The following is a 16152-nucleotide window of genomic DNA, read 5'->3' as shown; positions in this document are numbered from 1 at the left end:
CGGAGAAAACTACTTGCCCATTGATCGGGCGGTGAACCGTTCGGCAATGATCCCACTGAGGGTCTTGTCGAACAAGGCTGAGGCTACCGCCCGCTGTGCACGCCCCGGAGGAATTCATCGATACACAGGGCTGTCCTGGCGACCGGACATCGTGGGAGTCGGGCGAATTTTGGCCGAGGGGTCCGGGTCCGCGTTCCGACTGCTTTACAGTCCGCGTAGATGTCGCGCATCGTAGGCGAGCCTCGGAATCCATGACGAGTTCCCAGTGCCCGGAAAAGGCGGGAGATCAAACGTGACCACCCTGACTGTCGAGTGCGCCGACCTTACCGATCCGCATACCTTCCTCGCGCCCCGTGCCGAACTCGTGGAGATGTGGAGCCGCTTCCGGTCGGAGAGTCCGGTCCACTGGCACGAGGTGAACGGCGGTGCCGTGCCCGGCTTCTGGGTGCTCTCGCGCTACCCCGATGTGATGGAGGTCTATCGGGACAACAAGCGCTTCACCTCCGAGTACGGCAATGTGCTGGCGACTCTGCTGAAGGGCGGCGACTCGGCCGCAGGCAAGATGCTCGCCGTCACGGACGGCCAACGCCACCGTGAACTACGCAACTTGATGCTGAAGGCGTTCGCACCCCGGGTGCTCGAACCGGTCGTCGCCGGAGTGCGGGAGCGCACGGACCGGCTGGTGCGGCGCGCTGTCGAGGCCGGGGACTGCGATTTCGCCAAGGACGTCGCGGAGCATATTCCGATGGCCACCATCGCCGACCTGTTGGGGGTGCCCGCCGCCGACCGCGACGATCTGCTGGTCCTGACGAAGGAGGCGCTCAGCACCGAGGAGGAGGGCAGCCCCGCAGACGAGGCGCTCGTCGCCCGCAACGAACTGCTCTTCTACTTCGCGGAGTTGGCCGCGGTGCGGCGCAAGGATCCGCGCGACGACGTGCTGAGCGTCCTCACGACCAGCACGATCAACGGCGAGCCGCTCACTGAGCAGGAGATCATTTTCAACTGCTACAGCATCATCATCGGCGGCGACGAGACCAGCAGGCTTTCGATGATCAGTGGCATGCGCGGGCTGATGGAGCACCCGGAGCAGTGGCGGCGGCTCAAGTCCGGGGAAGTCACCGTGGAGACCGCCGTGGAAGAGGTGCTGCGCTGGGCCAGCCCCGCCATGCACTTCGGCCGGCGGGTCCTCGCCGACACCGAGATCGGGGGCCGGCTCCTTCGGGCCGGCGACGTCGTCACGCTCTGGAACAGTTCGGCCAACCACGACGAGGACCTCTTCGCCGACCCCGGTTCCTTCGACCTGGGCCGGACTCCCAACAAGCATGTGTCATTCGGCTACGGACCCCATTTCTGCCCCGGCGCCTACCTGGGCCGGGCAGAGATCGCCGCCATGCTCTCCGCCCTGCGCGCCCACGTCGCCCAGGCCGTGCCGAATGGCCCGGCCAAGCCCATCCACTCCAACTTCCTGCACGGATACAGCAGTCTGCCGGTCTCCCTGAGTTCAGCCGGATAGCCCTCGATCCCCTTTATCGTCCCGAGACTCTGGAGAATCCGTGAACGACCCACGAGGATCGTCCGCTGACGTGCCGTTCGCCGGGAAGGGCGTTCCTCCGGCCACCTTCACCGAGCTGTTCGAGGCACGGGTTCGGGAGGTGCCGCTGAATCCGGCTGTCGAGTGTGCCGGCACGGTCTGGACGTACCGGGAGTTGAACGCGTCGGCGAACAGGTTCGCGCACTGGCTGATCGGCCGCGGTGTCGGCCCGGAGCAGACGGTGGCTGTGGCGATGCCGCGTTCGGTCGAGCAGATCGCAGCGGTGCTCGGCATCATGAAGGCCGGCGCGGCCTACCTGCCCTGGGACCTGGGCCATCCGGAGAAGCGCATCGCGTACATGGCGGCCGATGCCGCTCCGGCGGCCGTGCTCACCACCCGGGCCGCCGCCGCGGGGCTGCCCGCGGGGCTCGCGGCGGACGTACTGGTCGTGGATGCGCCGCAGACCGCGGCGGCTCGGCGTGATGTGTCCGAGTCGGACCCGGTCGACTCGGACCGGGTCGCGCCGCTGAGCGTGGCCAACGCCGCATATGTCATCTACACCTCGGGTTCCACCGGCCGGCCCAAGGGCGTGACGGTGACGCACGTCGGGCTCGCCGCACTGCGGGCCGAGGCCGTGCGAGTCGGCGAACTCGGTACCGGTGAACTCGGTGCCGGTACCGGCGAACTCGGTGTCGGTGCGGGTGCCCGAGTGCTTCAGTACGCGGCGCTCAGCTTCGACATGTCGGTGTGGGACCTGGTGACGGCTCTGACCACGGGTGCCCTGCTCGTCCTCCCGGCACAGGAGCAACTGGCGGGTGAGGAACTCGCCGAGGTCCTGGCGGAGCGCGAGGTGACGCATGCGACGCTGCCGCCGAGCGTACTGGCCACGCTGCCCGCAGGCGCCACGGCATCCCTGGATCAGCTGCGGGTCCTGGTCGTCGGAGGGGAGGCGAGCACCCCCGCACTGGTGGCCGAATGGGGCGCCGGGCGACGGCTGTTCAATGCGTACGGTCCGACCGAGGCCACCGTGTGGGCCACGTTCGGCGGTCCGCTCCGCGACGGTGCGGTGCCGATCGGCACCGCGATGACGGACGCTCGTGCGTACCTGCTCGACGAGCACCTCACGCCGGTCGCCGAGGGGCAGGCCGGCGACCTGTACCTGGCCGGTCCGGGGCTGGCCCGCGGATACCTGGGGCGCCCGTCCCTGACCGCGACGCGGTTCCTGGCCGATCCGCTGGGCCCCGCGGGCGGGCGGATGTACCGCACCGGCGACGTGGCCCGAGTCGGCGCCGATGGGCAGTTGGAGTATCTGGGCCGCAGCGACGACCAGGTGAAACTGCGGGGTCAGCGGATCGAACTCGGCGAGGTGGAGGCGGTCCTCGCGACGCATCCGAGGGTGCGTCAGGCCGCCGTCGTGGTCCATGAGCGCGGCACCCGGGGAAAGCAGCTGGTCGGCTTCGTGGTGCCGGCGCCCGACCAGGGGCCCCACCGGGCCGAGCTTGTCGGCGGGGCCGGGCAGCTCACCCTGGGGCCGGGACTCGGCGCGGCCGAACTCCGTGCGTTCCTGGCCCGGCGGCTGCCGGAGGGCATGGTGCCCGCAACGATTGTGGTCGTCGACGAGATGCCACTGACGCCGAACGGCAAGGTGGACAGGACGGCGCTGCCCCGGCCGCAGTTCCGCGGGGCCGACTACCGCCCGCCCGGCTCCCCGGTCGAGGAGGTGCTCTCCGACTCCTTCGCCGAGGTGCTCTGCCTCGGCCGGGTCGGCATCGACGACGACTTCGTGTCGCTGGGCGGAGACAGTATCCAGGCCATGCGGGTCGCCTCACGGGCACGCGCACGAGGAGTGGAGGTCTCCTTCCGGCAGATCTTCGACCTCCGCACGGTGGCCGCCCTCGCCGACGCGATCGGCGAGGCGGGACCGGCCCCCGCCACGGAACTCACCGGTGGGGACGCGGGGCGGCTGCCGCACCTTCCGGCGACTCGCCTCCTGCACGATCTCGGTCCCGGCTCCGCGCGATACTGCCAGGCGACACTCCTGAACCTTCCCCAAGGCCTGGACCGGGCCGGGCTGGCCGCCACCCTGGCCGCGCTGATCGACCATCACGACATGCTCCGTGTCCGCGTGACGGAATCCGGCGGAGGCGGGCTCGTCGTGGCCCCGCCGGGCTCGGTGGCCGCGGACTCCCTGATCCGCCGGGTCGCCGCGGACGCTCCGTGGGAGGCCGGAGCGGGCACCGATCGGGCCGACGCATGGGACCACCTGCTGCGGACCGAACTCGAGGCCGCCGCGGCCCGGTTGGACCCGGAGGCCGGCTCGGTGGCGCGGTTCACCTGGTTCGACGCGGGCCGCCGCGGGCCGGGGCGGCTCCTGATGGTCCTGCACCACCTCCTGGTGGACGCCCACTCCTGGCGAATCCTCCTCTCCGACCTGGCCACGGCCGGGGAACAGCTCCGGGACAGCCGGGACCTCGAACTGCCCCCGGTCACCGCACCGCTGCGGTCCGTCGCCCGCGCCCTGGCCGAGGAGGCGCACCGGCCCGCACGCCTGGTCGAGCTGGACACGTGGCTCGCCGGCGTCGACGGGCCCGACCCGGCTGTCGGTGCGGGCCGCCGGAACCCGGCCGAGGGCGCGGACCCCGCACCGGTCGGCGCCCGGCTCCTGCTCCCGGCCCCCGTCACCGAGACCCTCCTGACCGCTCTCCCGTCCGCCTTCCGCTGCGGGGTCGAGGACGGTCTGCTGGCGGCGCTCGCGCTGGCCCTGGCGAGTCGGCGTGCGGCGTGCGGTGCCGACGCGTCGTCAGTGCTGATCCGCCTGGACGAGTACGGCCGGGCGGCGGCCGAGCTGGCCGGGGTCGACCCGTCCCGGACCGTCGGCCGGTTGACCGGTGCCACCCCGGTACGCCTGGATGTGACCGGAGTCGACCTGGCGGAGGCGTTCGCGGGCGGACCCGCCGCGGGCACCGCTGTCAAGGCCGTCAAGGAGCAGCTGGGCGCCCTGCCCGACCAGGGGATCGGCTACGGCCTCCTGCGCCACCTCAACTCCGGGACCGCTGCCGTCCTGGAGCGGTCCGGATGCGGCCGGATCTCCTTTGCCCACCTGGGCGGATTCCCGGCCCCGGGGCCCGCTGCCGACCTGCTCGGCGCGGGATTCACTCCGGTCGAGGGATGGACCGTGCCCGCGGCACCGGACGCTGCCGCGGATGTCGACCTCGCCGTCCGGACCGCCTTGGTCGACACCTCCGAAGGCCGGTGCCTCGAAGCCGTGTTCACCGGCTCCGGGACAGTCCTCACCACCGCCGAGGTGCAGGATCTGCTGGATCTGTGGCGCCGGGCGCTCGACGCGATCTCCCGGCATGCCGTCCGGACCGGCGCGGGCGGCCTGACACCGTCGGACGTGCTCCTGTCCGGCGTCACCCAGGAGGAACTCGACGACTGGCAGCGGCGCTGCCCGGGCCTGTCCGATGTCTGGCCCGTCGCGCCGCTCCCGCAGGGGCTGTTGGTGCACTCGATGATGGAGCACGAGACATCCGCCGAGGTCGACACCTACCAGGTCCAGTACACCTTGCGCCTGTCCGGGCCGGTCGACCCCGCTCGCCTGCGCACCGCCGCACAGGCCCTGGTCGACCGGCACCCCGGTCTGCGGGCCGCCTATGCGCCGGGACCCGATGGCACCCTCGTCCAGTTCGTCGTGGACGGCGTCGAGTTGCCCTGGCAGTATCTCGATCTCAGCAGCCTCGACGAAGCCATGCGCGACAGCGCGTACCGGCAGTTCCTGTCGAGCGACCTGACGATCCACTTCGACCTCGCGGCGCCCCCGGTGCTGCGCATGTCGCTGCTGACCCTGGCCGAGGACCGTCATGTGCTGATCCTGACGGCCCACCATGCCACCCTGGACGGCTGGTGCCTGCCCCTGCTGGCACAGGACCTGCTGTGGCTCTACGCCGGTCAGGGCGCCGCCGCGCTGCCACCGGCCCCCAGCTACCGCGAGTACCTAGCCTGGCTGGGCCGACAGGACACGCAGGAGGCGGCCCGCGCATGGGCGGGGGAGCTGGCGGGCCTGACGGAGCCGTCGCTGCTCGCGGCCGGCACCGCCACCACCGGTTCGACGGGGGGCATCGACCGTGTCGACGTCCCGCTGTCGACCGCCGCCGCCCTGGCACTGCCGCACCGTGCCGCCGACATCGGGATCACCCTCAACACCCTGGTGCAGGGGGCCTGGGCCGTTGTCCTCAGCCATCTGACCGGCCGCCGGGATGTGGTGTTCGGCGCCGCGGTGGCGGGTCGGCCCGCCGAGCTGCCCGATGCGGACCGCATGGTCGGAACCTTCATCAACACCGTGCCGGTATGGGTGCACTGCGACCCGGAGGAGACCGCGGCACAGCTGCTGGAGTATCTGCAGCAACGGCAGGGGACCCTGTTGGGCCGCGCTCCCTGCTCACTCGGCGAGATCCAGAGTGCCGCGGGGCTGCCGACACTGTTCGACACCGTCATCGGCTTCGAGTCCTTCCCTCTGGACAGGGAGGCCGCTGCCGAGGCGGCCGAGGCGGCGGGCATCGCCGTCACCGACATCGGCCTGCATTCCCTCAGCCATTTCCCGGTGACCGTGTTCGCCTATCCCGACGGTGACCGGCTGCGCCTGAACATGCAGTACCAGCGGCAGCTGCTCGACCGGGAGTACGCGCAGGAGGTCGCCGAACTGTACGGGCGGGTCCTCGAAAGGATCGCCGCAGATGTGCGGGCGCCGCTGGGTGACCTGGTCGTCGAGGAGCCCGCAGGAGAGCTGAAGACCGACGGGGGTACCGGGCTCTCCGTCCGGAGCCGAGTGCTGGACCCCCTCCTCGGCGAGCGGGTCCGCAGGTGTGCGCAGGAGTTCCGGGTCGACCCGGCCGCGCTTTTCCACGCGGGCTGGGCCCTGGTGGCGTCGATGTGCAGCGGGCGTGCCGACGTGTCCTTCCACAGCACGGTGGCCGGCGAGGCCCGGCCCGTTCGGGTCGAGCTGACCGGGATGAGCGTGCGAGACCTGGTGCACACCATGGACCGGGCGCTGCGCGGGTCCGACCACCCCGCTCAGCCCCCGAGGTTCCACGCGATCCTCGATTTTCAGGGCCCGCACACGAACGGGAGTGCCGCGGACGACGCGCGCGCCGAACCCGTGGAGGTGGCGATCAGCGAACTCCGGGGGCGCTTCACCGTCGAGGCGCGGGCCGGCCTGCCCTTCGCCCCGGAGTCCGTCATCGACCACCTCGAGACCTCGGTGGCGCGACTCGCCGATGCCCTCGACTCCGACCGGGCCGCGCAGCGCCCCGCTCTCGAACTGCCCGTCCTGAGCGACGAGGTACGCCGCCAGGTCCTGGCGGGGTGGAACGAGGTGCCGGCAGCGGAACCGCCGGACCGGTGCGTCCACGAATGGTTCGAGGAAGTGGCGGCCGCCACCCCGGACGCGGTCGCTGTCACCGCCGGGGGCCGCTGCCTGTCGTACCGGGAGTTGAACGCACGCGCCAACCGTATGGCTCGCCATCTGCGGGCCCTGGGCGTCGGGCCGGAAGTCCTGGTCGCGCTGCGCCTGGACCGGACCGAGCACCTGGTTGTCGCCGTACTCGCCGTGCTCAAGGCCGGTGGCGCGTATGTGCCGATCGACCCCGCCTCGCCCGCCGACCGGGTGGCCCTGGTGCTGCGCGACAGCGCGCCGCGCCTGTTGCTCACCGACGCCCCTTCGGATCCGGACCCGGGTCCCGACGTACCGCCGATCCCGGTCGTCGATGTGTGCGCGGACGCCGACCGGTGGAGTGGGCTCTCGGCCGAGAACCTGTCGGGCACCGGTGTCCGGCCCGCCCACGCGGCCTACGCCATCTACACCTCGGGTTCGACGGGTGCCCCGAAGGGCGTCAAGGTCGAACACCGAAACGTCGTGCGGCTGTTCACGTCCACGCGGGAGCACTTCGGTTTCGACGAGCGGGACGTGTGGGCGCTGCTCCACTCGTTCGCCTTCGACTTCTCGGTATGGGAGATGTGGGGTGCGCTGCTGCACGGCGGCAGTCTGGTCGTGGTGCCGCAGGAGGTCGCCCGCAGCCCGAAGGACCTGTACCGGCTGCTGTGCTCCTCGCGTGTGACGGTGCTGAACCAGACGCCGACAGCCTTCCGGCAGCTGATCGCGGCCCAGGGCGAGGACGGTGCGGCCCATGCCCTGCGGGTGGTGGTGTTCGGTGGCGAGGCACTGAATCCGACGCTGCTCAAGCCATGGGTGCGGCGTGCGGTCAACCGGGGCACCCGGCTGGTGAACATGTACGGCATCACGGAGACCTCGGTGCACACCACTTACCACCTCCTGACCGGGGCCGACACGGACCGGGTCGTCAGCCCGATCGGCCGGCGCCTGCCGGACCTGCGCACCTATGTGCTCGACCGATACCTGCGGCCCACGCCGGTCGGCGTCGCCGGCGAGCTGTACGTCGGCGGCGCGGGCGTGGCGCGCGGCTACCTGAACCGGCCGGGCATGTCCGCCCAGCGCTTCCTTCCGGACCCGTTCGGCGGGGAGCCGGGCACACGGATGTACCGGTCAGGGGACCTGGTCCGGTGGCTGTCCGACCGAACCCTCGAGTACCTGGGGCGCAACGACGATCAGGTGAAGGTCCGGGGGTTCCGGATCGAGCCGGGGGAGATCGAGGCCCGGCTCACCGAACATCCGGCGGTCCAGGACGCACGGGTCGTGGCGCGCGACTACGGCGACGGGGACAAGCGCCTGGTGGCCTACGTCGTCCCCGCGGCGGACCGTGCACCGGCGGTGCTCGAACTGCTCCGCCTGGAACGCGCCGACCGGAGCGCTCATCAGTCGATCCGCGAACTGCCCAACGGCATGGCGGTGTTCCACCACAACAAGGGCGAGACGGACTTCGTCTACGACGAGATCTTCACACGCGAGGAGTACCTGCGAGGCGGCATCACCATCGACAACGGCGACACGGTCGTCGACGTGGGTGCCAACATCGGCCTGTTCACGCTGTTCGCGTCGAACCGCAACCCGGACGGCCGTCTCTACGCCTTCGAACCGATGCCTCCACTGCACGACTCGCTGCGCCGCAACGTCGAGCTGCACGGCCTCAACGCCACGCTGTTCGACTGCGGTCTGGGGGCGAAGTCGCAGGAGGAGACCTTCACCTTCTACCCGCACAACACCGTCGTCTCCTCCCGGGCCACGACCGCGCCCGAGGCTCACGATCTGGTACGTGCCTACCTGCGCAACAAGGCGAAGCCGGCCGACGGCGTGCGGCCCGGCGCCGCTGAGGAGGAACTGATCGACGAGGTCGTCGAGTCCCGCCTCGACAGCCGGACGTTCACCTGCCGCGTGCGCACCTTCTCGGAGATCATCGAGCAGGAAGCCATCGACCGGATCGACCTGATGAAGATCGACGTGGAGGGCGCCGAACACGAGGTGCTCAAGGGCATCCGCCCGGAGCACTGGCCGAGGATCCGACAGCTCGCCATCGAACTCCACGATGTCGACGGCAGGTTGGCGGAGGTCGAGGCGCTCCTCAAGGACCACGGCTTCGAGGTCGTGTACGAACAGGACAGCGGCCTGCTGCACAACACGGCCCTCTACAACGTCTACGCCCGGCGCGACGACGGCCGCGGTGCGGACCGGGGTCCCAGGACCGCGGCGGCGCCGGCCCGGCCACGGTGGTCCGGCCGGGCTGCCCTGCTCGACGACGTGCGGACCAGTCTGCGGGACGTTCTCCCGGAGTACATGCAGCCGTCCGCCTACACCCTGCTCGAAGCGCTGCCGCTCAATCAGAACGGCAAGCTGGACCGGGAGGCGCTGCCCGAACCCGGTCGCCCGCGCAGGGACTCCACGCCGCCGCGCACCTGGGCGGAGCGGCAGCTGTGTGCCTTGATGGCGGATGTCCTGCACATCGACCGAGTAGGTATCGGCGACAACTTCTTCGACCTGGGTGGCGACTCACTGCTGGCGTCCGCTCTCACCGGCCGGATCAGCAGGAAACTGGGGGTTCGGGTGCTCATCAACGAGGTGTACGGCGCCCCCGACGTCGCGGCACTGGCGCTCATCGTCGACAACGCTCCGAAGGCCCGCTCGCCACGGTTGCGCAGGAGGGACAGGGGTGACGATTCCTGATTCGTCCGATCGCGCGACCCGGGCCCGGGCCGGTCTGGGTACTCTCCTGCAGTGAGAGCCTGCCACTGGGCAAGTTGCGGGGAATTCACTGACATGACACGGGAGTTGAGGACATGGCCCTCCGGCCGAAGGACCCCAATGCACTCATCGGCGAGGATGAACGAGACCGGGCCACACAGCTGTTGCAGGATGTGTACGCAAAAGGAGAGCTCACGCACCAGGAGTTGGACCGGTGCCTCGAACAGGTGCTGAACGCCAAGACGCGAGGCCAGCTCGATGTGGCTGTGGCCGGGCTCCAGACACAGAGCTCGGACGACCGGGCAACGATCACCGCGGTGAAGGGTTTGATCTACCGGCGCGGTCGATGGCAGGTGCCCGCGAACCTCACGGTCGCATCGGCACTCGCGACGGTGTACCTGGACTTGTCCCGGGCGGTCATCGAGCATCCGGTCGTCGATCTCGAGGTCCTGGCCGGCCTCGGACGCGTCAGGATCATTGTGCCGCGCGACTCGGTCGTCGACCTGGAGGACATGAACACCGGGATGAAGGGCATCTCGTACAAGCCCCGGCGGTCCTCCGGTTCCGGCGGGTTGCGGATCAGGATCCACGGGACCGTCGGTATGCGGAAACTGACCGTCCGCCATGCGCTTCTGCGCTGATCCGCTTCCTGGGTTCTGGAGCCGCAGAGGAGGAGCAACGTGCAGATCATCGGCCACGGCTTTCTCGCCCGGTATCTCTCGGAGGCCTTCACGGAGCGGTTTCCCGAGGTCACCGCGATCGCAGCCGGCGTCTCCAGTCACTCGGTCACCGCGCCCGCGGAGTTCGGCCGGGAAGCCGAGCTGGTGCATGAGGTGCTGCGCGAGTGCAGGGACCGGCATCGGACGGTGCTGTTCTTCTCCTCGGCCTCGTTCGCGGTGTACGGGTCCACCGGCGCCCTGTGCGCCGAAGGGGGCCCGCTGGTTCCGCAAACGGTGTACGGCAGACACAAGTTGGCGCTCGAGTCGACGATCCGCGGTTCGGGAGTCCCTTACCTGATCCTGCGACCGAGTCATCTGGTGGGCCGCCATCAACGTGCTCACCAGCTGCTGCCCGGACTGACGCGACAGGTGCGGGCCGGTGCCGTGCGGGTGCAGCAGGGCGCCCACCGGGACCTGCTGGACGTGAACGACCTCGTCGACGCCATCGGGCGACTGCTCGGCCAAGGTGTGCGGGGCGAGGTCTTCAACGTGGCATCCGGGGCGCCGCAGCACGTCGAGACGATCCTGGACGGCATCGAGAAGCGGCTGGGCACGAGCGCGGTTCGCACGTACATTCCTGGCGACGTGGTAGTCACCCGCGCCTCGATCCGCCGGCTCCAGGCGTACGTTCCGGACTTCCGCCCTGGGCTGCTGAGCGCGGCGAGCTATCTGGACAGCATCCTGGACACCTATCTGCCGTACTACACGCAGGGGCCGGCCGACGACGAATGACCGAGCCGTTCCTCCGGCTCGGCCCTGGACGTCCGGATCGCTTCGCGCGAACGACGCGAGGCAAGGGGCGGGTCCGGCGACCCGCCCCTTGCCTTGGTCTTGTCGACACTCGCCTCCGGGGCAACGCCCGTCAGGATGTGGCGGTACGCCGGTACTTCCGTACAGCCAAGGTGCGAAAGACGATGATGATGACGACCGAGTAGATCAGCGACGCCTCAATCGGGTGCTGCATCGGCCAGGTGTCCCTCGCTCCGGTACCCGGGTTGCCGAACAACGTGCGGGCGGCCTGCACGGTGGCGCTGAACGGGTTCCATTCGGCCATGTACCGCAGCGGGGTCGACATCCGAGTGGGGTCCACGAAGGCGTTGGAGATGAACGACACCGGGAAGATCCACAGCATGGGAGCCGACGAGGCCGCCTCCGGGGAGCGTGAAGCCAGTCCGGTCAGAGCGCCGACCCAGGTGAAGGCGTATCCCAGCAGGAACAGCAGCGCGAAGCCGGCCAGCATCTTGGGAATGCCCTCGTGGAAGCGCCAGCCGACTGCGGCTCCGACGCCGCCCAGCACCACCAGGACGAGAGCAATCGTCACCGCGTCGGACAGAGTGCGGCCGGTGAGCACCGCGCCGCGTGCCATCGGCAGCGAGCGGAACCGGTCGACAAGTCCCTTGCGCATATCGTCGGCGATGCCCGCGGCGGTCGCGATGACCGAGAAGATGACGGTCTGGGCCATGATGCCGACCACGTTGAACTCGCGAAATGCCGAGCGGTCGGTGCTGCCGCCGATGTTGACCGAGCCGGCGAACACGAACGTGAACATCACGATGAAGATGGTCGGTTGGATCAGCATGAACACGATCATGCCCGGGGCGCGCTGGACCCTGATCAGCCCGCTCTTGGCGATGATGAACGAGTCGCGGACGGATTGGCCGATGGCGCCCCCGGTGGGCGGCCGGACGGCGGGCGGCGGTGGCAATACGGTCACTTGGCCGTCTCCTTCACTCGGAGGTCCTCACTCGTGTCACCGGTCTCGGCGGCGCGACCGGTGAGGGTGATGAATACGTCGTCCAGGGTCGGACGGCGCAGGGCGATGTCATCGAAGGGGATGCCAAGCTCGTCCAGCCTGCGAATGATGTCGCCGAGTGAGCGGGAACCGGACGAAACCGGCACGATCAGCTTGCGGGTGTGCTCCTCGATGGACACCTCGCCCCGCCCCTCCGCCGCCATCACCAGGCCGGCGCCGGTGAGGTCCTCGCCCTCGGGAAGGACCAGCTCGACCCGCTCGTTGCCGACGCGTGCCTTGAGTTCGTCGCCAGTGCCGTAGGCGAGCACGCGGCCGTGGTCGATGACGCAGATCGAGTCGGCGAGTTGGTCGGCCTCTTCCAGGTACTGCGTGGTCAGCAGCAGCGTGGTGCCTTCGGCGACCAGCGCGCGGATGATGTCCCACAGCGCCCGGCGACTGGTGGGGTCCAGGCCCGAGGTCGGCTCGTCGAGGACCATCACCGCCGGGCTCATGAGCACTGCCGCCGCGAGGTCGAGCCGGCGCCGCATGCCGCCGGAGTAGTTCTTGGCAGGTCGGTCGGCGGCTTCGGTGAGGTCGAACGCCTCTAACAGCTCCTCGGCGCGGGCTATCGCGTCGCGTTTCCTCAACTGATAGAGCCGGCCCATTATCTGCAGGTTCTCGCGCCCGGTGAGGAGCTCGTCGACTGCGGCGAACTGCCCCGCCATGCCGAGCGAGCGGCGCACCGTGTCCGGGTCCTTGACGACATCCGCTCCGAGTACGGTCGCATGCCCGGCGTCAGGCATGAGCAGGGTGGTCAGAATCCGCACGATGGTGCTTTTGCCGGCGCCGTTGGGGCCGAGCAGGCCGAGCACGGTTCCTTGGGTGACATCCAGGTCGACGCCGTCCACCGCCCGTACGTCGCCGAAGTGTTTCACCAGGCCTTCGGCATGGATGGCCTCTGGCATAGAGCTCTCCCGTGGTCAAAGGATTGCGGACATGTGCGGCCACTCGGCAGGACAGGCTGGACATGAACCTGCCGCCGAGCCTCTGATCCCAGACTGTGGCACGCGATATAGCGCGTGTCAAACATCGAGATATATCTTGGTTGGCCGAAACCCTCCGGGCCTTCGACGGCCGGCGCGCGTCAGGCGAGGGGGTGTCGCGCCGGGCGCCGGGAGGCGAAGGCGGACAGGTCCCGCAGAACGCTCCGGGCCACTTCCTGCGCCTGGCTTTCGAGATAGAAGTGGTCACCCTCGAAGACCTGGACCGTGAACTCCGCCGTCGTGTGCTCCGCCCACTTGAGGAAGTCGTCGTGCGGCACGTGCGGATCGCGGTCCCCCACATAGCCGCTGATGGGGCACTCGACCGAGCTGCCCCCCGGGTCGCGATATGTCTCCAGTGCTGTGAAGTCGCCACGCAGGGCGGGGACAACGGTGGCCAGGATCTCTTTGTCCGCCAGCACGGCCGGCGGTGTGCCTGCGAGCGCTGACATCCAGGTCATGAGCTCCTCGTCGTCCATCAGGTGGACACCTTGGTCTCGCTGGACCGACGGTGCCGTGTTGCCCGAGACGATGAGCCCGGCCGGACCGGGGCCCGGTCCCCGCTCCAGTCGTCGTGCGACCTCGTAGGCCACGACGGACCCCATGCTGTGCCCGAACAGCGTCAATGGCCGGTCCGTCCAGGGCGCCAGAGCCGCGGCGGCCCCGTCCGCCAACTCGCCCAGATCCTTCAGAGCGGCCTCGTCCAGGCGATCCTGCCTTCCGGGGTACTGCACGATCAGCACCTCGGCTCCTTCGGAAAGGGCGGCCGACAGGGAGAAGAACGACGTTGCGGAACCCCCGGCGTGCGGGAAGCAGACGAGGGTGGGGGCATCGCCCCTCGGGTTGTGGTACTGCCGTATCCAGCCGCGGGCGGCGCCTCGGCGGTGCGTGTTCGTCACTCCATCCTCCTTCTTCGGTTGATGGATTCGGGCCATTGAGTACTTCTCATCGTCGCCCGATCTAGAGATGGGCGGCCCCGGGACGCGGCCAAGTCCCTTGCCGTTGAAGGGAGCGTCAACCACCCGGTGACACAAGGCGCTTGGCTTCCTGGCTTCGCCAGTAGCTGTCCTCGTGCTCGGCGGGTGGGACGTGGCCGAGGGTGGAGCGGAGCCGTTCCTCGTTGTACCACGCGACCCAGCGGGAGGTCGGTGCGCATGTGGCCGGTGCCCCGCCGGCCGGCGGTCATCCGGTGACTGCACGTCCAGGACGAACACCGCGTACACCCAGCGGGACCAGGTCGGCACGTGGGTCAGTTCCGTGATCCGCATCGGTCGAATATGAGCCACTGTCCTGTCAACTGGACAGCCATACACACAGCCACACGCACAGTCACGCCATTGGCGGTGGAGGCGCGTCCTTCGCTCAGTCCGGGCCGGGACGGGTGGTACTGATCGTGCGGGTGGGTCTCCTGTCGTGCCCCTTGTCCGCGTACACATTGATGTGCAGAGGCAGGAAGGGGTATTTCCGCCATCGACCTGGAGGCCGGGCTGAACTGGTGGACCGTGCAGACGTACCTCAAGGCGTCGCCACCGGTCGTTCCGCCTCCGGGGCTGTCGCTCGCGCCCACTTCGAAGTCATCGGGCTGCGGGCCGAACGTGGCCAAAGGCCTGCCTGACGCTACCGGCCGCCGCACGACCGGCCAAGTCCCCGAACCAGCCGTTTGTTGTCGGCCGGACACGGCTCGGACGGTCCCCCGCAGGATCTGATCACCCGCTCCTCGGTGGCCCAAATCCCGATCGGCAAGCGGCCTTTGTCGTTCCACGACGACATCGTCGGCACCGTCCCGAACCCCGTCCCCGCATCGTTCCGGTCTCGCAGGACTCGAAGGACTCGGAGGACACCGCGTGAGTGAACTGGTCGTCGCCCGCCCGCTCTCGGCAGGGCCCATATCGCCGTCGACCTCGCAGTCGCGGGCCTCCAGTTGATCTCTGCCCCACGCGGCAGGGGCGAGGGTTGACGCCCTCGCCCGGGCCAACTTCGTACGTCGCTCTACAATTGATCCTGTACTCCGCACTGCACGTGAGCTCGTAGCCCGACCCCCCTTGTCGGTGCGCATCTTATGGGATCTACTTGTCCGGTCTATAAGGCGTCCCGCCGGGTCGGCGCGCTCTTGAGTAGCTCGTTCCGGCGCAGACTGAGCGAGCACCTGGATGCCTAACTCCGCACCCTGGTTCAGGCTGCCAATTGCTTGCCGAAAGTTTGCAAGCCACGTGCGAGCCGGGCCCCTCATGTGAATGGAGCATGTCGACGAGCTGACAAGCGGTTGTGTAACAATCCGATATGGTCGATGGGGGAAGAACATGGCGACACCGCGATCCGATACACGAACCCAGTTACGTCGACAGAATGATGTCGAGACGGCCGTCGGGCAGCAGCGGAGACCCGGTGATGGTCCGCAGCGCAGCGAGGTGCTGACGACGAATGTAGGCCTCCAGATCCCCGCCGGACTCACCTTCGAGAACTGGGAGAACGCCGGGCGAAGGCTTTCAGGAATTATTAATTCCTCTTCCTGGTGGCTCGGCGACTGGCTGATATATGGGAAGGACCATTACAGCGATCGCTACGAGCGAGGAGTTCGCGCTGTTGGCCTCCGGTATCAGACACTGCGCAACTACTCCTGGGTATCCCGGCGTTTCGCCATAGACCGGCGACGGGCCTCACTCAGCTTTCAGCACCATGCCGAGGTGGCCTCGCTGTCGATAGCGGAGCAGGAGCACTGGCTCGACCAGTGCGAGGCACACGGGTGGAGCACCAAGCAACTGCGCAAGGCCGTGCGTCTTGCGCAGGAGAACGAGGCGGCGGGCGAGGACCAGGACATCGAGCCGACCCAGCGGCTCGCCGTTCCGATCGGCCGCATCCGGCGGTGGCACAGTGCCGCGTCGCACGCGGGGATCGACCTCGAACAGTGGGTGCTCGTCACACTCGACAGCGCAGCCGAAGAGATCCTGGCGGGGTAGACGCCGGTGCGGCTTCACGTTCCT

General features: G+C 69.1%; 8 protein-coding genes. 5 read left to right on the top strand and 3 right to left on the bottom strand.

Annotated elements, in window-relative coordinates; genetic code table 11:
* The first annotated feature begins 292 nt into the window (after positions 1-292).
* The 4 genes from OHA11_RS08315 to OHA11_RS08300 all read left to right on the top strand — a co-directional run bounded on the left by OHA11_RS08315 (position 293) and on the right by OHA11_RS08300 (position 11131).
* Entirely contained in the window at positions 293-1513 is a 1221-nt protein-coding gene (locus OHA11_RS08315) for a cytochrome P450 (protein WP_266493590.1), read from the top strand.
* A gap of 40 nt (positions 1514-1553) precedes the next feature.
* Positions 1554-9662: a non-ribosomal peptide synthetase gene (locus tag OHA11_RS08310; RefSeq protein ID WP_266493588.1), complete on the top strand. Its 8109-nt coding sequence runs from the start codon at positions 1554-1556 to the stop codon at positions 9660-9662.
* A 113-nt stretch (positions 9663-9775) separates the two neighbouring features.
* Positions 9776-10321, top strand: coding sequence for a DUF1707 domain-containing protein (locus OHA11_RS08305; RefSeq protein ID WP_266493587.1), 546 nt, complete (start codon positions 9776-9778; stop codon positions 10319-10321).
* Positions 10322-10360: 39 nt separating this feature from the next.
* Entirely contained in the window at positions 10361-11131 is a 771-nt protein-coding gene (locus tag OHA11_RS08300; RefSeq protein ID WP_266493585.1) for an NAD(P)-dependent oxidoreductase, read from the top strand.
* Positions 11132-11261: 130 nt separating this feature from the next.
* Here OHA11_RS08300 and OHA11_RS08295 read toward each other — a convergent pair whose 3' ends face one another.
* The 3 genes from OHA11_RS08295 to OHA11_RS08285 all read right to left on the bottom strand — a co-directional run bounded on the left by OHA11_RS08295 (position 11262) and on the right by OHA11_RS08285 (position 14070).
* Positions 11262-12113, bottom strand: a complete 852-nt coding sequence (locus OHA11_RS08295) for an ABC transporter permease (RefSeq protein WP_266493582.1) — start codon at positions 12111-12113, stop codon at positions 11262-11264.
* A complete protein-coding gene (locus tag OHA11_RS08290) occupies positions 12110-13096 on the bottom strand; it encodes an ATP-binding cassette domain-containing protein (protein WP_266493579.1) in 987 nt (328 codons plus the stop codon). The genes OHA11_RS08295 and OHA11_RS08290 overlap by 4 nt, the downstream gene beginning before the upstream one ends.
* A gap of 179 nt (positions 13097-13275) precedes the next feature.
* Positions 13276-14070 (bottom strand): thioesterase II family protein, encoded by a 795-nt coding sequence (locus tag OHA11_RS08285; protein ID WP_266493576.1) that lies wholly within the window; start codon positions 14068-14070, stop codon positions 13276-13278.
* 1335 nt (positions 14071-15405) lie between these two features.
* Between OHA11_RS08285 and OHA11_RS08280 the strand changes: the two genes are divergently transcribed.
* Positions 15406-16128 (top strand): LmbU family transcriptional regulator, encoded by a 723-nt coding sequence (locus OHA11_RS08280; RefSeq protein WP_323186540.1) that lies wholly within the window; start codon positions 15406-15408, stop codon positions 16126-16128.
* Positions 16129-16152 lie beyond the last annotated feature (24 nt).

It is taken from the genome of Streptomyces sp. NBC_00878 (assembly GCF_026341515.1).
In the GTDB taxonomy this organism is placed as follows: Bacteria; Actinomycetota; Actinomycetes; order Streptomycetales; family Streptomycetaceae; genus Streptomyces.
Note: the sequence above shows the minus strand (reverse complement) of the source record. Positions and strands in the feature narration are given on the sequence as shown.

Coding starts and splice junctions, on each gene's coding strand:
- OHA11_RS08305 (WP_266493587.1), top strand. CDS start 9,776: ATGGCCCTCCGGCCGAAGGACCCCAATGCACTCATCGGCGAGGATGAA.
- OHA11_RS08290 (WP_266493579.1), bottom strand. CDS start 13,096: ATGCCAGAGGCCATCCATGCCGAAGGCCTGGTGAAACACTTCGGCGAC.
- OHA11_RS08280 (WP_323186540.1), top strand. CDS start 15,406: ATGGAGCATGTCGACGAGCTGACAAGCGGTTGTGTAACAATCCGATAT.